The sequence below is a fragment of the Kitasatospora sp. NPDC057595 genome, assembly GCF_042800875.1.
Lineage (GTDB): Bacteria > Actinomycetota > Actinomycetes > Streptomycetales > Streptomycetaceae > Kitasatospora.
The window spans coordinates 70,788-94,657 of the sequence record NZ_JBHVGL010000012.1 but is presented as its reverse complement, the minus strand read 5'-3'; the positions used below and the strand labels follow the sequence as shown (position 1 = coordinate 94,657).

Below are 23,870 nucleotides of genomic sequence, written 5' to 3'. Positions count from 1 at the left end.
ACACCCGTCCGCCCGGAAGGAGCGAGGCCATGAACCCGCCCACCGCCCCAGGGGCCGCGCCGGCCCGCACCGAACCGGCCCGCAGCGCGCCCGTCTCGGGCCTCCAGCGCGGCCTCTGGTTCCTCGACCGCCTGAACCCGCGGGCCGTCACCTACACCACCCCCTGGACGTACGACGTCACCGGCCCGCTCGACCTCGCCCTGCTCGCCCGGGCCCTGGACGCCGTCACCGCCCGCCAGGAGGTGCTGCGCACCACCTTCGCCCTGCACCCCGACGGGCCGCGCCAGACCGTCCACGACACCCTCGCCGTGCCGCTCGCCGTCTCCGATCTGCGTTCCCTCCCGGAGGCCGAACGGGCCGCCCGTGCCGAGCGGTTGATCGCCGAACGGGCCGCCGAGCCGTTCGACCTCGCGACCGGCCCGCTGCTGCGCGCCGAGGCGGTCCGGCTGGCCGACGAGCGCACCACCCTGCTGTTCGTCGTCCACCACATCATCTGGGACGGCTGGTCCGCCGAGCTCTTCGAGCGCGAACTCGCCGAGTCCTACCGGGCCTTGGCCGAGCAGCGGACCCCGGAGCTGCCGGCCCTCACCACCCGGTACGCCGACTGGGCCGAGGAGGAGCGGCACACCTCCTACGAGGAGCACCTCGCCTACTGGAAGGACCGCCTCGACGGCGCCCCCGCCCTGCTCGACCTGCCCGGTGACCGCCCCCGGCCCGCCCAGCGCGGCGAGCGCGGCGCCACCGAGCACTTCGGCCTCGCCCCCGGCACCGCCGCCCGCGTCCGGGCGCTGGCCGAACAGGAGGGCGCCACCCCGTTCACCGTCCAGCTCGCCGCCTTCGCGCTGCTGCTGAACCGCTGGACCGGTGCCGACGACCTGCTCGTCGGCACCCCGGTCACCACCCGCAACCGCCCCGAACTCGCCGACCTGCTCGGCTACTTCGTCAACCTGCTGCCACTGCGCATCCGGCTTGCGCCGGGCGCGACCTTCCGTACGCTGGTCGCCGACCTCCAGGACGGCGCGTTCGACGCCTTCGGCTACCTCGACGTGCCGTTCGACCAGCTGGTCGACCACCTCGGCATCGCCCGCGCCCCGCAGCACCCGCCGCTGGTCCAGGTGGTGTTCGGCGCCCACGGCGCGGACGACGCCCCGCTCGCCCTCGGCGCCGCCACCGCCCGGCGCACCGTCCGCTCCAACGGCACCAGCAAGTTCGACCTCACCTGGTCCGTCTTCGAACCCACCGAGGAGGGCGGCGGCGAGCTGCGCGGCGAGGCCGAGTACAGCACCGACCTCTTCGACGCGGCCACCGTCCGCCGCCTCGCCGCCGACTACGCGGCCCTGCTGGACGCCGCCCTCGCCGACCCCGACGCCACCGTGCTGCGGCTCACCGCCGCCCCCGCGGCCGGGCAGCGGCCCCGCCCCGCCCGGCCGGAGCCCGGCCACTGCCTGCACCACCTCTTCGAGCGGGCCGTCGACGAGCACGGCGCGCGGCCGGCCGTCGACGACGGCACCGAGAGCCTGGACTACGCCGAACTCGACCGCCGCGCCAACCGGTTGGCCCACGCCCTGCGCGCCCGCGGGGTACGCCCCGGCGACCGGGTCGGCCTGCTGCTGGAACGCACCGTCGCCGTCCCCGTGGCGATCCTCGCCGTGCTCAAGACCGGCGCCGCCTACGTGCCGGTCGACCTCGCCGCCCCCGCTGACCGGGCCGCCCTGGTCTTCGGCGACACCGCCGTCACCGCCGTCCTCACCGACCGCCCCGACCGCGCCCCCGACGGCCCCTGGCAGACCCTCGACCTCACCGCGCGGGCCGCCGAGATCGCCGCCCACCCCGACACCCGTCCGCCCGCCGCCGGCCGACCCGGCGACCTCGCCTACCTGATCTTCACCTCCGGCTCCACCGGCCGCCCCAAGGGCGTCGGCGTCGCCCACGAGCACGTCAGCCGGCTGCTCGACTCCGGCCGCGACCACTTCGGCTTCGGCCCCGACACCACCTGGACGCTCTTCCACAGCTACGCCTTCGACTGGACCGTCTGGGAACTGTGGGGCGCGCTGCTGCACGGCGCCCGGCTGGTCGTCGTGCCCTACCTGACCAGCCGCTCGCCCGAGGAGTTCGCCGAGCTCCTCGACCGGCGGCGGGTCACCCACCTGTGCCTCACCCCGTCCGCGCTGCGCCAGCTCGAACCGGCCCTGCGCCGCCACCCCCGCGAACTGCCCGCACTGCGCTGGATCATGCTCGGCGGCGAGGCCCTGGACCCCGGCGTCGTCCAGCGCTGGCACGAGCTCGACCCGCTGCCGCCCGCCCGGCTCTGCAACCTCTACGGCATCACCGAGACCACCGTCCACGTCACGATCCACGACGTCGCCGAGGGCGGCGCGGGCTTCGAGCGCAGCCTCATCGGCGAGCCCATGCCACACCTCACCGCCGCCGTCCTGGACGACTGGCTGCGCCCCTGCCCGCCCGGCGTCCCCGGCGAGCTGTACATCGGCGGCGGCAGCCTCGCGCACGGCTACTGGGGCCGCCCCGGCCTCACCGCCGGCCGTTTCGTCGCCGATCCCACCGGCCCGCCCGGCGCCCGCCTCTACCGCACCGGCGACGTCGCCAAGCGGCTGCCGGACGGCGGCCTGGAGTACGTCGGCCGCGCCGACTTCCAGGTCAAGCTGCGCGGCTTCCGGATCGAGCTCGGCGAGATCGAGAACGCCCTCGCCGCCCACCCCGACGTCGACGCCTGCGTGGTGACCGTCCACGACGACCGGCTCGCCGCCTACGTCACCGGCCGCGCCCCCGAGGACCTGCGCGGCTTCCTCGGCCGCTCGCTGCCCGAGTACATGGTCCCGGCGAGCGTCACCGTGCTGGACGCGCTGCCGCTCACCGTCAACGGCAAGGTCGACCGGGCCGCGCTGCCCGCCCCCGGTCGCGCCGCGCCCGAGCGGTCCGGCCGGCACGTCGAACCGCGCACCCCCGAGGAGGAGCTGTTCGCCGCGGTCTGGACGGAGGTGCTCGGGGTGCCCGGGATCGGCGTCCACGACGACTTCTTCCACCTCGGCGGCGACTCCATCCGCGCCGTCCAGCTGGCCGGCGCCCTGCACGACCGCGGCTGGCAGCTCTCGCTGCGCGACGTCTTCAATGCGCCGACCGTCGCCGCCCTGCTGCCGCTCGCCCGGCCCGTCGAGGCCGACCCCGACGCCGACCGGCCGTTCGCCCTGATCGACGAGGACGACCGCGCCGAGCTTCCGCCCGGCATCGTCGACGCCTACCCGATGGTCTCCATGCAGCTGTCGATGGTCTTCCACATGGAGGTCGCCGGCGGCACCGACAGCTACCACAACGTCAACTCCTACCGCTTCGCCGGCGCACTCGACGAGACCGCGCTGCGCCGCTCCGTCAACGAGGCGATGGCCCGGCACGCCGTGCTGCGCACCGGACTCGACCTCTCCGGCTACGGCGAACCGCTCCAGCTGGTGCACGGCACCCTGCCCGCCCCGGTGGAGTTCGCCGACCTGCGCGGGCGCACCGGGCAGGAGCAGGACGCCGAGATCCGGGCCGTCTTCGCGCACCACCGCGACCGGCCGTTCGACCTCACCGCGCCCCCGCTGTTCCGGATCACCGTGCAGCGCCTCGCCGCCGCCGCCTTCCAGCTCACCGTCTCCGAGCACCACGCGATCCTCGACGGCTGGAGCTTCACCTCCCTGCTCACCGAGATCCTCGAACGCCACGCCGCGCTCGCCGCCGACCCGGTCTCCGCGCCCACCCCGCCGCCGCGCACCGCCTTCCGCGACTTCGTGGCCGTCGAACGGGCCGCGGCGGTCGACCGGGACTCGCTCGCCTACTGGCACCAGCGGCTCGACGGCGCCACCGGCCAGCTCTGGCCGGGCAGCGAGGCCGTGCACGAGCTGCCGCGCACCGTCGAGCGGGTGCTGCCGGACGCGCCCGGGCAGCTGCGGGCCGTCGCCGACGCGCTGGCCGTCCCGGTCAAGTCCGTCGCGCTCGCCGCCCATCTGCACGCCCTCGCCCACATCACCGGACGGCGCCGGGTCACCACCGGGCTGGCGATGAACGGCCGTCTCGAACGGCTCGGCGGCACCGAGGTGTACGGGCTCTTCCTCAACACCGTCCCGCTGGTCGCCGAACCGGGCGAGGACCTGGCCGCGCTGGTGCGCCACGTGCACCGCGAAGAGCTGGACATGATGCCGCACCGCCGGGTGCCGTTCGCCCGGCTGGCCCGGATGATGGCCGACACCGCGCTCGACAGCCAGTTCGGCTACCTGCGCTTCCACGCCCTCGGCCGGCTCGGCTCGGCCCGGATCGAGGACGGCCGGATCGGCACCGAACCGACCTACCGGCACGAGCCCAACAGCTTCACCTTCGGCGCCTCGCTGATCCAGGACCCGGTCACCCAACGGGTGCTGCTCGCCGTGGACCACCAGCGGGCGCTGGTCGACGACGCCACGGCGGAGGAGTTCATGGACGCCTACGCGGCGGCCCTGGCCGCCCTGGCCGCCGGGATCTGACGGGGCGGCGCCGGGCCCGATCGCGGGCAGCCTTCCGGGCCCGGCCGCGCCTCCCACCCCCCGACTTCGAGCACCGCCGTTCCCCTTCGTTCCGTCCTTCACCGAGGAGTACCCCGCCATGACCACGTTCGCGGAGCCGGCCACCGTCGCCCCGTCCACCGTCTCCACCGCTCCCGCCGACCTGCTGAGCCGGCTGCGCGCCGCCGTCGCCGCCCACCCCGGGCGCCCCGCCGTGCACGCCGCCGACGGCAGCCTCGACTTCGCCGGCCTGGACCGCCGCACCGCCGCCCTGGCCGCCGCCCTGCGCGCCGGCGGCGTCCGGCGCGGCGACCGGGTCGGCGTTCACCTCGCCCGCACCCTCGACCTGCCGGTCGCGCTGCTCGCCGTCTGGCGGGCCGGTGCCGCGTACGTCCCGCTGGACCCGGCCTACCCGGCCGAGCGGATCGCCTTCATGGCCGCCGACGCCCGGCTCACCGCCGTGGTCAGCGCCGACCCGGCGCCGCCGGTCCCGGCCGGGGTGGCGGTGCTGCGCCCGGACGCCGAGGCACCCGCCGTCGCGCTGGACGCCCCGCACCCGCTGGACCCCGCCTACGTCATCTACACCTCCGGCTCCACCGGCCGCCCCAAGGGCGTCGAGGTGCCGCACGGCGCCGTCGCCGACCTCGCCGACGGCCTGGAGGGGATCGGCGCCTACCGGCCCGGGCCGTCCGTCGTCGCCTGGAACGCCAGCGTCTCCTTCGACGCCTCCGTCCAGCAGTGGATCCGGATCTGCCGGGGCGACACCCTGGTCGTCGTCGACGACGCCCGGCGCGCCGACCCGGCCCGGCTGGCCGCGCTGCTCGCCGAGCACGCCGTCACCGACCTCGATCTGACCCCGTCCCACTGGCAGCTGCTGCGCGAGCCGCTGCTCGGCGGCGACGTGGCCGTTCCGCGCCTGTTCATGGGCGGCGAGCCCGTCCCCGAGCGCACCTGGCGCGAGCTGGCCGACGGCGGCGTCGAGGCGTTCAACCTGTACGGGCCCACAGAGTGCACCGTCGACGCGATCGCCGCCCGGATCGCCGGCCCCGGCCCGCACCTGGGCGAGCCGCTGCCCGGCGTCCGGGTGCACCTGCTGGACGAGCGGCTGCTGCCGGTCACCGAGCCCGGCGCGGTCGGTGAGCTGTACCTCGGCGGGCCCGGCCTGGCGCACGGCTACGCCGGGCGGCCGGGGCTGACCGCCGGACGCTTCGTCGCGGACCCGTCCGGCGCGGGCGCCCGGATGTACCGCACCGGCGACCAGGCCCGCCGCTCCGCCGAGGGGTTGCTGGAGTACGTCGGCCGGGTGGACCGGCAGGTCAAGCTGCGCGGCTTCCGGATCGAGCTCGGCGAGGTCGAGCACGCGGTGGCGGCGCTGGACGGCGTCACCGCCGCCGCCGTCACCGTGCACGAGCCCGCGCCCGGGGACACCCGCCTCGCCGCCTACGTCACCGGCCCGTCGGCCGACCCCGCCGCCCTGCTCACCGCCCTGCGCGCGACCCTGCCGACGCACCTGGTGCCGGGCACCCTGACCGTGCTGGACGCGCTGCCGCTCACCCCGAACGGCAAGGTCGACCACCGCGCCCTGCCCGCGCCCGCCGCCGAGCCGGTGGTGGAGAGCACCGGCGGGGGAGTGGCGGAGCAGGTCGCCGAGGTGTGGCGCACGGTGCTCGGCGTCCCCGAGGTGCTGCCGACCGACGACTTCCTCACCCTCGGCGGCCACTCGCTCGCCGCGCTGCGCGTCGTCCACCTGCTGCGCCGCAAGCTCAACGTCGAACTCCAGCTGCGCCACCTGCTGGACGCCGCCGACCTGGCCGCCTTCACCGCCGCCGTCCAGCACGCCACCACCGCCGCGCCGGCCCCCGCCCGCCCCACCCTCACCGCCCGCCGCCCGGCCGTCCGATGAGCACCGGCCCGGCCTCCCGCCCGACGACGCCCCGCCCGACGACGCCCCGCCCGGCCGTCGCCCCGCCCGACCACCGGCCGCTCGCGGGGGCCGCCCCGGTGCCGGCCCGTACCGGCTCCACTCCGGCCGCCCCGGCGGCGCGTCCCTCCGCCGCGGTACGGCCACCGATCACCGCCAGGCCGCGCTCGGCCGTCGGCGCGGACCCGGGCCCGCCCGACAGTGGGCCGCTGACGGCAGCGGCCTCGGTGCGGGGCCCGGTCGGCTCCGTGCCGGCCGCGGCGCCGGCCCCGGTCGCCTCCGTCGCGGTCCCGGCCGGGGGCGGCGGGGTTCCGGATCCGCCCGTCGCGGCCAGACCGCCGATCACGCCCCGGCCGCGGCCGGCCGCCGGTGCCGTACCGTACCGGCCGGCCCCGGCACGTGGCCGGGCCGTGCCCGCCACGCGGCCCCGTACCGAGGGGGACTGGTTCCTCCTCCCCGCACCCCAACCCACCACCCCCGTAAGGCTGTTCTGCTTTCCGCACGCCGGCGGGGACGCCACCGCCTTCACCCCGCTGGCCCGGGCCCTCGCACCCGCCGCCGAGGTCTGGGCGCTGCGCCCGCCGGCGCGCGGTGGCCGGAGCCGCGATCCGATGCCCGCCGACTTCGCCGCCCTGGTCGAGGCCGTCGCCGGGGCCCTCGACCCGCACCTCGGGCCCGGTCGCCGGACGGCCTTCTACGGGCAGAGCTTCGGCGCCCTGCTCGCCTACGAGGTGGCCCGGGCACTGCCCGCCGACCGCCGCCCCGAGCTGGTGGTGGTGGCCGGGGCGCCCAGCCCGGCCGAGTGGACCGAACGCGAGTCCAAGGACCTCGACGCCGCCGAACTCCTGCGCCTGACCGGCCTGGAGGAGCTGGTCCGGGCCGATCCGGAGCTGGTCGAGCTCGCCCTCGGCGGCATCCGCACCGACCTCGCGGTCAGCGCCACCTACCACTACCGGCCGCACGCACCGATCGGCTCCGCGCTGTACGCGCTGGCCGGCGCGGACGATCCGATGCTCGCCACCACCGGCCTCACCGGCTGGGCCGCCCACACCGGGGGCGCCTTCGGCCACCGGGTCCTGCCCGGCGGGCACCTGCTCGCCACCGTCGACCGCCCCGGCCCGGTCGATCTCCTGGCCTCCCTCCTGGCCGCCGGGCCGAGGCCGTTGTGGTGACCGCCGCCTGCGCGGGTCCCCTCCCGATCCCCCTCCCGATCTCCCGCCCGATCCCCCTCCCCAGTTCCCGCCCCACGTCCCTCCCGAACGGCCGCCGCCCGGCCGACCCCACCACCACCGAGGAGCAGCCGTCATGGTGACCACCACTTCCGTCGACCTCACCGACCCCGCGCTCTGGGCCCGCCCCGACACCCCGGAGCTGGTCGCCGAGCTGCGCGCCACGGCGCCCGTGCACCGCACCGACACCGTCGACGACGGGCCGATCTGGTCGGTGATGACCTACCGGGAGTCGGCCGAGGTGCTGCGCAACGCGGCCGTGTTCAGCTCGGAGTCCGGCTCGCTGCTCGGCGCGGGCGTCGGCAACGTCCCGGTCGGCTCGGGCCGGATGATGGCCCTGACCGACCCGCCCCGGCACCGTGAACTGCGGGCCCCCGCGAACCCGTTCTTCTCCAAGGGCGGGGTGCGCGGCGCCTCCCGCTCGATCGCCGACCGGGCCGCCGAGCTCTTCGACCGGGCCGTCGAGCAGGGCGAGGCGGACCTCGTCGACGTGGTCTCCGCGCTGCCGCTGGCCGTCATGTGCGACCTGCTGGACGTCCCCGAGAAGGACCGCGACATGATGGTCCGGGTCTGCGACGTGGCGTTCCTCGGCGCCACCCCGGAGGAACGCCGGGCCGGGCACCAGCAGTTGATCCCCTACCTGATGCACCAGGTGATGCTGCGCCGCAGCGACCCGCGCGACGACCTCATCTCGATGATGGCCACCTACAAGGTGAAGGGCCGGCTGCTGCCGGTCGAGGACGTCGTGCTCAACCTGGACAACATCGTGGTCGGCGGTGTCCAGACGGTCCGCCACACCGCCGCGATGGGGCTGCACACCCTGGTCAACCGCCCCGATCTGTGGCGGCGGTTGCAGCGCGGCGAGGTGTCCATGGACTCCGCCGTCGACGAGCTGCTGCGCTGGACCTCGGTCGGGCTGCACACGCTGCGCACCGCCACCCGGGACATCGAGCTGGCCGGGCGGCAGATCCGCCGCGGCGACCGGGTCGCGGTCTGGGTGTGGTCGGCCAACCGCGACCCGGAGGCCTTCGAGGCGCCCGAGGAGATCCGGCTGGACCGCTCGCCCAACAAGCACCTGGCGCTGGGCCTGGGCGCCCACTACTGCATCGGCGCGCCGCTGGCGAAGACCGAGTTGAGCGCGCTGTTCACGGCGGCGCTGGAGAAGGCGTCGGCGATCGAGCCGGCCGGTCCGGCGGAGTACAACCGCTCGATCATCAACTTCGGCCTGGACCGTTTCCCGGTCCGGCTCACCCCGCGCTGAGGTCCCTGCCGCAGCCCCGGCAGACACCACCACGTTCGACCCCCTGCATCGAGGCCCGCGCAGGAGGACGGCAGTCCCGTAACTGCCGCTCTCCTGCCGGGCCTCGTGCCGCTTCCGGGCCCGCCGCGCCCCTACCTTCGAATCACCGCACCACGACCACCACACCTCACCGAGGAGACCACCGTGAGCAACCCGTTCGAGGACGACAACGCCGGCTACCTCGTCCTGGTCAACGACGAGAACCAGCACTCGCTCTGGCCGGTCTGGATCGACGTGCCGGCCGGCTGGACCACCGTCCACGGCGAGGCCCCCCGCCAGGAGTGCCTGGACTGGATCGAGGCCAACTGGACCGACATCCGCCCGGCCTCGCTGGTCGCAAGCCTCGACGGCCGGTGAGCGCCGCCATGGTCACCTGGGAGCTGAACCCCGGCCGTCCGGCCCTCGCCCACCTGCCGGCCGTCGCCGACCTCGCCGAGGGCACCGCCTGGCTGCGCGCGCACGAGGCCGAGCTGACCGCCGCGCTGCACGAGCACGGCACGATCTTCCTGCGCGGCCTGCCGGTCGCCGCCACCGAGGACGTCGCCGCCGTGCGCGACGTGCTGATCCCCGAGCCCACCCCGTACCGCGAGAAGGCCACCCCGCGCAGCGACTTCGGCAACGGCGTCTTCTCGTCCACCGACCTGCCGCCCGCGCTGCCGATCCGGATGCACAACGAGAACAGCTACACGCTGACCTTCCCCGGCCGGCTGCTGTTCGCCTGCCTGATCGCCCCGGAGACGGGCGGCGCCACCCCGACGGCGGACGTCCGCAAGGTCCTCGCCGCCCTGCCGCCGCACCTGGCCGAGCGCGGCCGGACCTCCGGCTGGACGCTGGACCGCAGCTACTCGGACTACGTCTCGCTCGGCTGGCGGACCGCCTTCGCCACCGAGGACCGTGCCGAGGTCGAGCGCTACTGCCGGGAGAACGGCATCTCCTGGGAGTGGACGGCCGACGGCAACCTGCGCACCAGCCAGCTGCGCCCGGCCACCATCCACCACCCGCACACCGGGGAGGAGGCCTGGTTCAACCACCTGGCCTTCTGGAGCGAGTGGTCGCTGGACCCGGACATCCGGGAGGCCATGGTCGAGGAGTTCGGCCCGGACGGCCTGCCGTTCAACACCGGTTTCGGGGACGGCGAGCCGCTCACCCGCGAGGACGTCGACGCGCTGAACGCCGCCTACGAGGCCGCGACCGTGCGCGAGACCTGGCAGGTCGGCGACGTGATGCTGGTCGACAACGTGCTCTGCGCGCACGGCCGCGACCCGTACCGCGGCGACCGGAAGATCGCCGTCGCGATGGGCCGCCCGGTCGACGTCCTCGACTGCCGCCCCTCGGTCCTGCCGACCACCGCCGTCGCCGCGTGACGGCGCCCTCCACCCGCCCGTGACGTGAGCAGAGGAAGCACCGTGATCCCGGTTTCGTACGCACAACAGCGTCTGTGGCTGATCGACCAGATCGAAGGGCCGACCGCGCTCTACAACCTGCCGTTCGCGGTCCGCCTGCGCGGCCCGCTCGACACCGCCGCGCTGCGCGCCGCGACGGCGGACGTGGTCGCCCGGCACGAGGCCCTGCGCACGGTGTTCCCGGTGGACGGGGAGGGCGTGCCGGTGCAGCACATCCTGCCGTCGGCGGAGGCGGAGATCGCCTTCGCGACGGTGGAGTGCGCACCGGCCGACTACCCGGCCCTGCGGGACGCGGAAGCCGCCCACACCTTCGACCTGGGCGCCGAACTCCCCATCCGGGTCACGGTCTTCTCGCTCACCCCGTCCGACGGTCCGGCCCCCGAGCACGTGCTGCTCGTGGTGCTGCACCACATCGCCGGCGACGGCTGGTCGCTCGGCCCGCTGCTGCGCGACCTCGCCGCCGGCTACACCGCCCGGCTCGCGGCCACCGAGCCGCTGTGGGAGCCGCTGCCGGTCCAGTACGCCGACTACGCGCTGTGGCAGCGCGAGCTGCTCGGCGACGAGTCCGACCCCTACAGCCTGATGAGCCGTCAGCTCGACCACTGGAGAGGAGTGCTGTCCGGCCTGCCGGAGGAGCTGGAGCTGCCGACGGACCGCCCCCGCCCGCCGGTGCCGACCGGCGCCGCGGACGCCGTCCCGTTCACCTTCGCGCCCGAGCTGCACGCCGCGCTGGCCGAGCTGGCCCGCGGCCACCGCGCCACCCTGTTCGCCGTCCTCCAGGCCGGCCTGGCCGCGCTGTTCACCCGGCTCGGCGCCGGTACCGACATCCCGCTCGGCACCGGTGTGGCCGGCCGCTCGGACGAGGCGCTGAGCGACCTGGTCGGCTTCTTCGTCAACACCCTGGTGCTGCGCACCGACACTTCCCCTCGCTCCACCGGGGACGGCCCTCCCGTCGACCCGTCCTTCAGCGAACTCCTGGGCCGCGTCCGGGAGTCCCAGCTGGACGCCTTCGCCCACCAGGACGTGCCGTTCGAGCGGCTGGTCGAGGAGGTCAACCCGGCCCGGGTGCTCGGCCGCCACCCGCTGTTCCAGACCCTGCTGGTGCTGCAGAACCACGAGGAGGGCGAACTCGGCCTGCCCGGTGTCGAGTCGGCGCCCGAGCCGCTCGGCCTGCGGGTCGCCAAGTTCGACCTCAACATCGGCGTCACCGAACGCCGCGGCCCCGACGGCGCCCCGGCCGGCCTGGAGGGCTCGGTCGAGTACGCGGCCGACCTCTACGACCGCGCCACCGTCGTCGCCCTGTTCGAGCGCTTCGGCCGGCTGCTCGCCGCCGCGGCCGCCGACCCGCTGGCCCCGATCGGCACCCTGGACATCCTCGCCCCCGAGGAGCGCGCCCGCCTCGCCGAGGAGTGGAACGCCACCGCCGCGCCCGTCCGCACCGGCTCGCTGCCCGCCCTGTTCGCGGCCCAGGCGGCCCGCACCCCGGACGCGGTCGCCCTCGCCCACGACGGCGGCGAGGTCTCCTACGCCGAGCTCGACGCCCGCGCCAACCGGCTCGCCCATCACCTGATCGGCGTGGGCGTCGGCCCGGAGTCCCCGGTCGCCCTGCTGATGGAGCGCTCGGTGGACCTGGTGGTCGCCACGCTCGCCGTGCTCAAGGCCGGCGGCTGCTACGTGCCGATGCACGCCAGTCTGCCGCCCGAGCGGATGACGGCGCTGCTCGCCGACACCGGCGCGCCCGTCCTGCTCACCGACCGTGCCGAGCCCGGCTTCGCGCACACCGCCACCGTCGTGCGCCCCGGCGACGAGGCCGACGCGCCCGGCCACGACCCCGCGCCGCCCGTCCACCCGGACCGGCTGGCCTACGTGATGTTCACCTCCGGCTCGACCGGCACCCCCAAGGGCGTCGCGGTGCGCCACCGCGACGTCGTCGACCTCGCCGACGACCGCCGCTGGCGCGACGGCCGGCACGGGCGGATCCTGCTGCACTCCCCGCACGCCTTCGACGCCGCCACCTACGAGCTGTGGGCGCCGCTGCTGCACGGCGGCACGGTCGTCGTCGCGCCGCCCGGCAGCCTGGACGCCGACGCCCTGCACGCCCTCGCCGTCCGGCACGGCGTCAGCGCGGTCTTCCTCACCAAGGCCCTGTTCGACCTGGTCGCCGAGCAGGCCCCGGAGACCTTCCGCGCCCTGCGCACGGTCTGCACCGGCGGCGAGGCGGCGTCCGGCACCCTGATGCGCCGGGTCCTGGACCACTGCCCCGACCTGCTGCTCGCCCACGTCTACGGGCCCACCGAGGCCACCACCTTCGCCACCCACCACCCCCTGCTGCCCGCCGACCTGGACGGCGCCCGGGCGCCGATCGGCCTGCCGCTGGACAACATGCGCGCCCACGTCCTGGACGCCCGCCTCCAGCCGGTGCCGCCCGGGGTCCCCGGCGAGCTGTACATCGCCGGGGCGGGCCTGGCCCGCGGCTACTGGCGCCGGGCCGCGCTGACCGCCGAGCGCTTCGTCGCCGACCCGTACGACAAGGGCGGCCGGATGTACCGCACCGGCGACCTGGTGCGCCGCCGGGCCGACGGCGCGATCGAGTTCCTCGGCCGGATCGACGGCCAGGTCAAGCTGCGCGGCTTCCGGATCGAGCTCGGCGAGATCGAGGCCGTGCTCTCCCGCCACCCCGCCGTTCGCCAGGTCATCGTCGTCCCGCGCGAGGACCGCCCCGGCGACACCCGGCTGGTCGGCTACTGCGCCGTCCTCGACCCCGCCGCCGGCCCCGAACTCGCCGCCGAACTCAAGCGGTTCGCCGCCGAAACGCTGCCCGGCTACATGGTGCCGTCCGCCGTCGTGGTGCTGCCCGCGCTGCCGCTGAACGCCAACGGCAAGGTCGACCGCCGCGCCCTGCCCGCCCCCGACCTCGGCGCCGACGCCGACGGCCGCGCCCCGCGCGACGAGCGCGAGCGGGCCCTGTGCGCGCTGTTCGGCGAGATCCTCGGCCTCGACGGCCTCACCATCGACGACGACTTCTTCGCCCTCGGCGGCCACTCCCTGCTCGCCACCCGCCTGGTCGGCCGGGTGCGCGCCGAGCTGGGCGCGGAACTCGCCATCGGCGACCTCTTCCAGGCCCCGACCGTCGCCGCGCTCGCCGCCCGGATCGCCGGCGCCCCGGCCCGCCCCGCGCTGCGCCCCGAGCCGCGCCCCGAGCACCTGCCGCTCTCCTTCGCCCAGCGCCGCCTCTGGTTCCTCGGCAAGGCCGAGGGGCCCGGCGCCACCTACAACGTCACCCTCGCGCTTCGGTTGACCGGCCCGCTGGACACCGCCGCCCTGGAGCACGCCCTCGGCGACGTCGCCGCCCGCCACGAAGCCCTGCGCACCGTCTTCACCGAACACGACGGCGTGCCCCACCAGCGGGTGCTCGCCGCGCCGCCCGCGCCGCTGCTCACCGTCACCGACCGCCCCGCGCAGGACCTCGTCCACCACACCTTCGACCTGGCGACGGACGTCCCGCTGCACGCCTACCTGCGCCCCGAGGGCCCGCGGGAGCACGTCCTCACCCTGGTGATGCACCACATCGCCAGCGACGGCTGGTCGCTGCGCCCGCTGTTCCGCGACCTCGCCGAGGCGTACACCGCCCGGCTCACCGGCACCGCGCCGTCCTGGCCGCCGCTGCCGGTCCAGTACGCCGACTACACCCTCTGGCAGTACCGGCTGCTCGGCGCGGACGGCGACCCGCACTCGCTGCTCGCCGGCCAGCTCGCCCACTGGCGCGAGGCCCTGGCCGGCCTGCCCGACGAGCTGCCGCTGCCGCTGGACCGCCCGCGCCCGCCGGTGCCCACCCACCGCGGCGACGTCGTCGAGCTGGAACTCGACGCCGCCCTGCACGCCCGGCTCGCCGCCCTGGCCGCCGAGCACGGCGCCACCCTGTTCATGGTGCTCCAGGCCGCCTACGCCGCCCTGCTGCACCGCTTCGGCGCCGGCGACGACCTGCCGATCGGCACCCCGCTGGCCGGCCGCCTGGACACCGCCCTGGACGAGCTGGTCGGCTTCTTCGCCAACACCCTGGTGCTGCGCACCGACCTGAGCGGCGCGCCCACCTTCGCCGAGCTGCTGGGCCGGGTCCGGGAGGCCGACCTGGCCGCCTACGCCCACCAGGACGTGCCGTTCGAGCGGCTGGTCGAGGAGCTGAACCCGGCCCGCTCGCTGGCCCGCCACCCGCTGTTCCAGGTGATGATCGCCTTCGACAACACCGCCGGCGGCGGCCCCGCCTTCCCCGGCACCCGCGCCGCCTACGAGCCGCTCGGCCTGCCCACCACCGCCTTCGACCTCACCCTCAACCTGTCCGAGCGCCACCACCCGGACGGCAGCCCGGCCGGGCTCTCCGGCGGCCTGGAGTTCGCCGTCGACCTGTTCGACCGCGCCACCGCCGAACGGCTCGCCGCCGCCCTGGTCCACCTGCTCGGCCAGGCCGCCGAGCAGCCGCACCGCCCGGTCGCCGAGCTGGACGTGCTCGGCGCGGCGGGCCACGCGGCGCTCGCCCGCTGGCACGACACCGCCCGCCCCGGCGGCGACGAGCTCGTCCCGGCCGCCTTCGCCGCGCAGGCCGCCGCCACCCCCGGGGCCACCGCCCTGGTCTGCGGCGACGTCCGGCTGAGCTACGCCGAACTGGACGCCCGCGCCAACCGCCTGGCGCGGGGACTGGCCGGCGCCGGGGTCGGCCCCGAATCGCTGGTGGCGCTCGCGCTGCCCCGCTCGGCCGAGTCGGTCGTCGCCCTGCTGGCCGTGCTGAAGGCCGGAGCGGCGTTCCTGCCGCTGGACGCCGAGTACCCGCGGGACCGGCTCGCCCACATGCTCGCCGACGCCCGCCCGGCCGCGGTGCTCAGCACGGACGCCTGGCCGCTGCCCGAGGTGCTGGCCGGCCTGACCGTGCTGCCCGCCGACGCCGAGGTCTGGGCCGAGCTGCCCGCCGAGCGGCCGGACGTCCGGCTCGGCCCCGACAACGCCGCCTACGTCATCTACACCTCCGGGTCCACCGGCCGCCCCAAGGGCGTCGTGGTCCGCCACGGCGGCCTCGCCAACCTGCTCGCCTTCCACCGCACCGGCACCGTCGCCGCCGCCGAACAGGCCCACCCCGGCCGGCGGTTCACCTTCGCCCAGACCGGCTCGCTGTCGTTCGACACGGCCCTGGAGTCCCTCCTCTGGATGGTCGCCGGCCATCAGCTCCACCTCGTCGGCGACGAACTGCGCCGCGACACCGCCGCGCTGGTGCACCACCTCGCCCGCACCGGTGCCGACGTGCTCGACGTCACCCCCGGCCACGCCGAGCGGCTGATCGAGGAGGGCCTGCTCGACACCTGCCCGCCCGCCCTGCTGATGGTCGGCGGCGAGGCCCTCGGCCAGCAGCTGTGGACCGCGCTGGACGCCGCGCCCGGCACCGTCGTGCTCAACATGTACGGACCCACCGAGTGCACCGTCGACGCCCTGTACCACCGCCTCGACGGCACCGTGCCCCGCCCGCTGATCGGCCGCCCGCTGCCCAACCTGCGCGCCCACCTGCTGGACGCGCGGCTGCGCCCGGTGCCCGCCGGGGTCCCCGGGGAGCTGTACCTGAGCGGCGCCGGCCTGGCCCGCGGCTACCTCGGCCGCCCGGCGCTGACCGCCGAGCGCTTCGTCGCCGACCCGTCCGCGGACGGTGCCCGGATGTACCGCACCGGCGACCTCGCCCGCCGCCGCCCCGACGGCTCGGTGGAGTTCCTCGGCCGCACCGACCACCAGGTCAAGGTGCGCGGCTTCCGGATCGAACCCGGCGAGATCGAGGCCGTCCTGGCCGCCCACCCCGCCGTGCGGCAGGCCGCCGTGCTGCCGCACCGGGACGACACGGCCGGCACCCGGCTGGTCGCCTACCTGGCCACCGACCCCGACGCCGACCCGGCCGAGCTGCGCGCCCACGCGGCCGCCGCGCTGCCCGACTACATGGTCCCGGCCGCCTTCGTGACCCTGGAGGCGCTGCCGCTCAACGTCAACGGCAAGCTCGACCGGGCCGCCCTGCCCGCCCCCGACTTCACCGCGAGCACCGGCGGCCGGGCCCCCCGTTCACCCCGCGAGGAGATCCTCTGCGGCCTGTTCGCCGATGTCCTCGGCCTGACCGGCGCCGTCACCGTCGACGACGACTTCTTCGCCCTCGGCGGCCACTCGCTGCTCGCCACCAGGCTGCTCAGCCGGGTCCGCGCCACCCTCGGCGCCGAACTCGGCATCCGGGACGTCTTCGAGGCGCCGACCGTCGCCGGCCTCGCCGAACGCCTGGACGGCGCCGCGGCCCGGCCCGCCCTCGTCGCGGCCCGCCGCCCCGAGCGGCTGCCGCTCTCCTTCGCCCAGCGGCGGCTCTGGCTGATCGACCGGATGGAGGGGCCCAGCGCCCTCTACAACATGCCGCTCGCGCTGCGCCTGACCGGTGAACTCGACCAGGCCGCGCTCGCCGCCGCGCTGGCCGACCTCGCCGCCCGGCACGAGAGCCTGCGCACCGTCATCGCCGAGCACGACGGCGAGCCCTACCAGCACATCCTCGCCGAGGCCGCCGTCCCGGTCGAACTCCTCGACTGTGCGCCGGAGTCCGTCGAGGACGAGGTCGACCGCGCGGCCCGCCGCCCGTTCGACCTGGCCGCCGAGCCGCCGGTGCGGGCCACCTTGCTCCGGGTCGCCGAGCACGAGCACGTCCTGGTCCTCGCGCTGCACCACATCGCCGGCGACGGCTGGTCGATGGGCCCGCTGCTGCGCGACCTCGCCGAGGCCTACACCCTGCGCCTCGGCGGCGAGCGGCCGGTGCGCGCCCCGCTCGCCGTCCAGTACGCCGATTACGCGCTCTGGCAGCGCGAGCTGCTCGGCGACGAGGCCGACCCGCAGAGCCTGCTCTCCCGCCAACTCGGCTACTGGCGCGACACCCTGGCCGACCTCCCGGAGGAGATCGCGCTGCCCGCCGACCGCCCGCGCGGCGCCCGGGCGGGCCACCGTGGCGAGCGCGTCGCCCTGCCGATCGACGCCGAGCTGCACCGCTCGCTGGTCGCGCTCTCCCGCGAGCACCGGGTCACCCTCTTCATGACCTGCCAGGCCGCGTTGGCCGCGCTGCTCACCCGGCTCGGCGCCGGTACCGACGTGCCGATCGGTTCGGTGGTCGCCGGCCGCTCGGACGAGGCGCTGGACGACCTGGTCGGCTTCTTCGTCAACACCCTGGTACTGCGCACCGACACCTCGGGCGACCCCTCCTTCGCCGAACTCCTGGGCCGGGTGCGGGAGACCGGCCTCGGCGCCTACGCCCACCAGGACGTGCCGTTCGAGCGGCTGGTCGAGGAGCTGAACCCGGCCCGCTCACTGGCCCGCCACCCGCTCTTCCAGGTCGCGCTGGTCCTCCAGTCCAACGGCGAGGGCGAGTTGACGCTGCCCGGCCTGGGCGTCGAGGCGCTGCCCTCGGACACCGGGGTCGCCAAGTTCGACCTGAACGTCACCCTGGAGGAGTTCCTCGGCCCCGACGGCGCGCCCGCCGGCATGGACTGCGCGCTCGACTACGCCACCGACCTGTTCGACCGGGAGACCGCGCAGGCGATCGCCGTCCGCTTCGGCCGCCTGCTGGCCGCCGTGGTGGCGCGGCCGGACGAGCCGATCGGCCGGGCGGACCTGCTGGACCGGCACGAGCGCGACCAACTCCTGAGCGGCCACCGCCCGTTGCCCGAGAACCTGCCGCTCGTCCCGGCCGCTTTCGCCGAGCGGGTCGCGGCCGGCCCGGAGCTCACCGCCCTGGTCCACGGCGAGCTGCGGCTCAGCTACGCCGAACTGGACGCCCGCGCCAACCGGCTCGCCCACGGCCTGCTGGCCGCCGGCATCGGCCCCGAGTCGGTGGTCGCGCTCGCGCTGCCCCGCTCGGTGGAGACGGTGGTCTCCCAGCTCGCCGTGCTCAAGGCCGGCGCCGCCTTCCTGCCGCTGGACGCCGAGTACCCGCTGGAGCGCACCGCCCACATGCTGGCCGACGCCCGACCGGCCGCCGTGCTCAGCACCGCCGGCTGGCCGCTGCCCGAGGTGCTGGACGGCCTGACCGTGCTGCCCGCCGAGCCCGCCGCCTGGGCCGGGCTGCCCGCCGAGGCACCGGCCGTTCGGATCGACCCGGCCCACGCCGCCTACGTGATCTACACCTCCGGCTCCACCGGCCGCCCCAAGGGCGTGCTGGTGAGCCACGGTTCGATCGCCGGCCTACTGGCCGCCCACCGGGCGGAGACCTTCGGCGAGCCCGAGCGCGTCCACGGCCGGCTGCGCGCCGCGCTGACCGCCTCGCTCTGCTTCGACGCCTCCTGGAACAGTCTGCTCTGGATGGTCGCCGGCCATGAACTCCACCTGATCGGCGACGAGTTGCGCCGCGACCCGGCCGCCCTCGTCCGGCACCTGCGCGGCACCGGCATCGACGCCCTCAACCTCACCCCCAGCTACGCCGAACAGCTCATCGCCGAAGGCCTGTTGGACGACGCATCCCGCGCGGGAACGGCGCCCAGGGTGGTCCTGCTCGGCGGCGAGCCGATCGGCCGGGCGCTGTGGACCAGGCTGCGCGAGGCCGCCCCGCACACCACCGGCCACAACCTCTACGGCCCCACCGAGGCCACCGTCGACACCCTGCTCCAGTCGTACGCCGGCTCCGAGCGCCCCTCGATGGGCCACACCGTGCTCGGCACCCGCGCCTATGTGCTCGACGAGCACCTGACCCCGGTCCCGGCCGGCGTCCCCGGCGAGCTGTACCTCGCCGGCCACAGCCTGGCCCGCGGCTACCTCGGCCGCCCGGCGCTGACCGCCGAGCGCTTCGTCGCCGACCCCTTCACGCCCGGCGAGCGCATGTACCGCACCGGCGACCTGGTCCGGCGCACCCGTGACGGCGGCATCGACTACCTCGGCCGCACCGACCACCAGGTCAAGGTCCGCGGCTTCCGGATCGAACTCGGCGAGATCGAGCAGGTACTGGCCCGCCACGAGGCCGTCCGGCAGGCCGTGGTCACCCTGCACGAGAGCGCCGACGGAGACCGCCGACTGGTCGCCCACTGCGCCACCGCCGTCGAACCGAGCCCCGAACTCGCCTTGGAACTGCGCAGGTTCGCCGCCGAGACGCTGCCCGGTTACATGCTCCCGGCCGCCGTCGTCCCGCTCCCGGCGCTGCCGCTGACCGGCAGCGGCAAGGTCGACCGGCGCGCCCTGCCCGCCCCCGACTTCACGCTCTTCGCCGGTGGCCGGGCACCCCGCACGGCCCGCGAGGAACTGCTCTGCGGACTGCTCGGCGAAGTCCTCGGCCTCGACCGGGTCTCCATCGACGACGACTTCTTCGCCCTCGGCGGCCACTCGCTGCTCGCCATGAAGCTGGCCGGCCGGGTCCGCTCGGTGCTGGGCACCGAACTCGGCATCCGGGACGTCTTCGAGGCGCCGACCGTCGCCGGCCTCGCCCAGCGGCTGGACGGCGGTGCCGAGGCCCGGCTCGCCCTCACCGCCGGCCCGCGCCCCGAGCGGCTGCCGCTGTCCTTCGCCCAGCGGCGGCTCTGGCTGATCGACCGGATGGAGGGCCCCAGCGCCCTCTACAACCTGCCGCTCGCCCTGCGTCTCGGCGGCCCGCTCGACCCCGCCGTGCTGGAGGCCGCCCTCGGCGACCTGGTCGCCCGGCACGAGAGCCTGCGCACCGTGATCACCGGGCAGGACGGCGAGCCCCACCAGCGGATCGTCCCGGCCGAGCAGGCCCGCGTCCCGCTCGACCACCGCACGACGGCCCCGGCCGACCCCGCCGCCGCGGTCGCCGCCTGCGCGGCCGTCCCCTTCGACCTCGCCGCCGACCTGCCGATCCGCGCCCACCTCCTCCCGGCGGGTGAGGGCACTGGGGAGCAGCTGCTGGTCCTCGTCCTGCACCACATCGCCGGCGACGGCTGGTCGATGGAGCCGCTGCTGCGCGACCTCGCCGCCGCCTACGCCGCCCGCCGCGACGGCACCGCCCCCGAGTGGCGCGAACTGCCCGTCCAGTACGCCGACTACGCGCTCTGGCAGCGCGAGCTGCTCGGCGACGAGGCCGATCCGCAGAGCCCGGCCGCCCGTCAACTCGCCTTCTGGCGGAAGACCCTGGACGGCCTGCCGGAGGAGCTGTCGCTGCCCGTCGACCGCCCCCGGCGTGCCGACACCGGCCACCGCGGCGACCGCGTCGTGCTGCCGCTCGGCGCCGAACTGCACCGCGACCTCGTCGCGTTGGCCCGCGAGCACCGGGTGACGATGTTCATGGCCCTGCAGGCCGGGCTGGCCGCGCTGCTCACCCGGCTCGGCGCCGGTACCGACGTGCCGATCGGTTCGGTGGTCGCCGGCCGCTCGGACGAGGCGCTGGACGACCTGGTCGGCTTCTTCGTCAACACCCTGGTGCTGCGCACCGACACTTCCCCTCGCTCCACCGGGGGTGCCCCTCCCGTCGACCCGTCCTTCGCCGAACTCCTCGGCCGGGTCCGGGAGACCCAGCTGGACGCCCACGCCCACCAGGACGTGCCGTTCGAGCGCCTGGTCGAGGAGCTCAACCCGGCCCGCTCACTGGCCCGCCACCCGCTCTTCCAGGTGATGCTGCTGCTCCAGGGCGGCACCCCGGGGGCCGCGCCCGGCGACGCACCGCTCGACCTGGCCGGGCTGCCGGCCACCGTCGAGCCGGTCGGCGGGTACGCGGCCAAGTTCGACCTCTCCATCGCCATGGGGGAGTCCTTCGACGCCGACGGCGCCCCCGCCGGTCTGGAGTGCGCGATCGACTACGCCACCGACCTGTTCGACCGCGAGACCGTCGAGGCGATCGCCGCCCGCTTCGGCCGGCTGCTGGCCGCCGTCGCGGCGCAGCCCGGTCGGCCTATCGGCCGGGCCGAGCTGCTGACCGAGCCCGAGCGCGCCGAACTCCTGGCCCCGGCCGACCCGTTGCCCGCCGAGATGCCACTGCTGCCGGCCGCCTTCGCCGCGCAGACGGCCCGCACCCCGGAGGCGACCGCGCTGGTCTTCGGCGCCACCCGGCTGACCTACGCCGAACTGGACGCCCGCGCCGAGCACCTCGCCGCCCGGCTGCGCGCGGCCGGCGCCGGAGCGGACACGGTGGTCGCCCTGGCCCTGCCGCGCTCGGCCGCGACGGTGGTCGCCCTGCTCGCGGTCCTCAAGTCCGGTGCTGCCTCGCTCCCGCTGGACGCCGAGTACCCGGCCGACCGGACGGCGGCCATGCTCGCCGACGCCGCGCCCGCCCTCGTCGTCACCGACGCCGGCTGGCCGCTGCCGGACCTGCTCGCCGGTCTGACCACCGTGCCGGTGCACTTCGACGAGCCCCTCGTCCCGAACCCGAGTCCGAGCCCGGCCTCGGCACCCGTCGCCGCTCCCGACCCGGCTCACGCCGCCTACGTGATCTACACCTCCGGCTCCACCGGCCGTCCCAAGGGCGTGGTGGTGACCCACGGTTCGATCGCCGCGCTGCTGGCCCACCACCGGGCCGAGACCTTCGACGAGCCCCGTCCCGGGCGCCCGCACGGCCGCCTGCGGGTCGCGCTGACCGCCTCGCTCTGCTTCGACGCCTCCTGGGACAGCCTGCTCTGGATGATCGCCGGCCATGAGCTGCACCTGATCGGCGACGAACTGCGCCGCGACGCCGGCGCGCTCGTCCGGCACCTGCACACCACCGGCGTCGACGCTCTCGGCATCACCCCCAGTTACACCGAACTGCTGCTCACCGAGGGCCTGCTGGACGGCGAGGCCGCCCCGCGCCTGCTGCTCCTCGGCGGCGAGGCGGTCGGCCAGGCGCTGTGGACCAGGCTGCGCGAGGCAGCCCCGCGCACCGTCGCCCGCAACCTCTACGGCCCGACCGAATCCACCGTTGACGCCCTCACCCAGCCCTTCACCGCCACCGACCGCCCCTCGCTCGGCCGCACCGTGCTCGGCACCCGCGGCTACGTGCTCGACGAGCACCTCGCCCCCGTGCCGCCCGGCGTCCCCGGCGAGCTGTACCTCGCCGGCGCGGGCCTGGCCCGCGGCTACCTCGGCCGCGCGGCCCTGACCGCCGAGCGCTTTGTCGCCGACCCCTTCACGCCCGGCGAGCGCATGTACCGCACCGGCGACCTGGTCCGGCGCACCCGCGACGGCGGCATCGACTACCTCGGCCGCACCGACCACCAGGTCAAGATCCGCGGCTTCCGGATCGAACTCGGCGAGATCGAGCACGTGCTCACCCGCCACCCCGGTGTCCGGGCCGCCACCGTGACGGCCCGCGAGAACGGCGCCACCGGCCCCCGCCTGGTCGCCTACGTGGTCCCCGGCTCCACCACGACCCCGCCCGACCCGGCCGAGCTGCGCGCCTTCGTCGCCGAGTCGCTGCCCGGCTACATGGTCCCGACGGCGGTCGTCCGGCTCGACGCCTTCCCGCTGACCGGCAGCGGCAAGGTCGACCGGCGCGCCCTGCCCGCCCCCGACCTCACCGCCTCGCCCACCGGCCGCGCCCCGCGCACCCCGCGCGAGGAACAGCTCTGCGGCCTCTTCGCCGACGTGCTCGGCGTCACCGGCGTCACCGTCGACGACGGCTTCTTCGACCTCGGCGGCCACTCGCTGCTCGCCATGAAGCTGCTCGGCCGGATCCGCGCCGCCTTCGGCGCCGACCTCGGCATGCGGGCGCTGTTCGAGGCCCCCACCGTGGCCGGCCTCGCCCGCCGCCTGGACACCGCCGGGGGCGAGCGCTCCGACGCCCTGGACGTGCTGCTCCCGCTGCGCGCCGAGGGCAGCGGCGCCCCGCTGTTCTGCGTCCACCCCGCCGCCGGCATCAGCTGGGTCTACTCGGGCCTGCTGCGCCACCTCGACCCCGAGCGCCCGGTGTTCGGCCTCCAGGCCCGCGGCCTGCGCGGCGGCTCCCCGGCCTCGGTCACCGAGATCGCCGAGGACTACCTGCGGGAGATCCGCGCCGTCCGTCCGCAGGGCCCGTACCACCTGCTCGGCTGGTCCTTCGGCGCGGTGGTCGCCCAGGAGATGGCCGTCCAGCTCCAGGCGGACGGCCAGGAGGTCGCCCTGCTAGCCCTGCTCGACGGCCTCCCGGCCGACCACGCCGGCACCCGGCGGACCGCCCCGGCGTCCGACGACCCGGTCGAGACGCTGGCCGAACTGCTCGCCTCGCTCGGCTACGACCCGGCCGACGGGCGCGGCCGGGCCGAGCTGACCGCCCTGCTCGGCGAGGCCGCCGACGTCCTGCCCGACGTCTTCGACCTGCACCGCAAGCTGATGGCGGAGCACGTGCCGGGCCACTACCGGGGCGGGGCCGTCTTTGTCGGCGCCACCGCCGACAAGCCCGCCGACTGGCCCTACGAGGCCGCCTGGGCCCCGTACGTCACCGGCCCCGTCACCGCCCATCGGATCGACTGCGCACACGGCGCCCTGACCCAGCCCGAGCCCCTCGCACGGATCGCCGCCGTGCTGGCCGACACGCTTGGAGTGTGACCC

The 23,870-nt window shown here is 76.1% G+C and carries 7 protein-coding genes; all 7 read left to right on the top strand.

Translation table 11 applies throughout. The features are described 5' to 3' along the window. The first annotated feature begins 29 nt into the window (after nucleotides 1-29). The 7 genes from ACFU9E_RS19460 to ACFU9E_RS19430 all read left to right on the top strand — a co-directional run bounded on the left by ACFU9E_RS19460 (nucleotide 30) and on the right by ACFU9E_RS19430 (nucleotide 23,867). Nucleotides 30-4,511 carry an amino acid adenylation domain-containing protein gene (locus ACFU9E_RS19460; RefSeq protein WP_380681140.1) on the top strand — a complete coding sequence of 1,494 codons (4,482 nt, stop codon included), beginning with the start codon at nucleotides 30-32 and terminating at the stop codon, nucleotides 4,509-4,511. 118 nt (nucleotides 4,512-4,629) lie between these two features. Continuing rightward, a complete protein-coding gene (locus ACFU9E_RS19455) occupies nucleotides 4,630-6,432 on the top strand; it encodes a non-ribosomal peptide synthetase (RefSeq protein ID WP_380681143.1) in 1,803 nt (600 codons plus the stop codon). 428 nt (nucleotides 6,433-6,860) lie between these two features. Next, nucleotides 6,861-7,622, top strand: coding sequence for a thioesterase II family protein (locus ACFU9E_RS19450; protein ID WP_380681146.1), 762 nt, complete (start codon nucleotides 6,861-6,863; stop codon nucleotides 7,620-7,622). Between the two features lie 133 nt (nucleotides 7,623-7,755). After that, nucleotides 7,756-8,940, top strand: a complete 1,185-nt coding sequence (locus tag ACFU9E_RS19445) for a cytochrome P450 (RefSeq protein WP_380681149.1) — start codon at nucleotides 7,756-7,758, stop codon at nucleotides 8,938-8,940. Nucleotides 8,941-9,123: 183 nt separating this feature from the next. After that, nucleotides 9,124-9,336: an MbtH family protein gene (locus ACFU9E_RS19440; RefSeq protein WP_355371845.1), complete on the top strand. Its 213-nt coding sequence runs from the start codon at nucleotides 9,124-9,126 to the stop codon at nucleotides 9,334-9,336. Nucleotides 9,337-9,344: 8 nt separating this feature from the next. Further along, a complete protein-coding gene (locus tag ACFU9E_RS19435) occupies nucleotides 9,345-10,343 on the top strand; it encodes a TauD/TfdA family dioxygenase (protein WP_380681154.1) in 999 nt (332 codons plus the stop codon). Nucleotides 10,344-10,385: 42 nt separating this feature from the next. Continuing rightward, the gene (locus ACFU9E_RS19430) at nucleotides 10,386-23,867 is read left to right on the top strand and encodes an amino acid adenylation domain-containing protein (RefSeq protein WP_380715195.1); all 13,482 of its coding nucleotides are present in this window, start codon (nucleotides 10,386-10,388) and stop codon (nucleotides 23,865-23,867) included. Nucleotides 23,868-23,870: the final 3 nt, after the last annotated feature.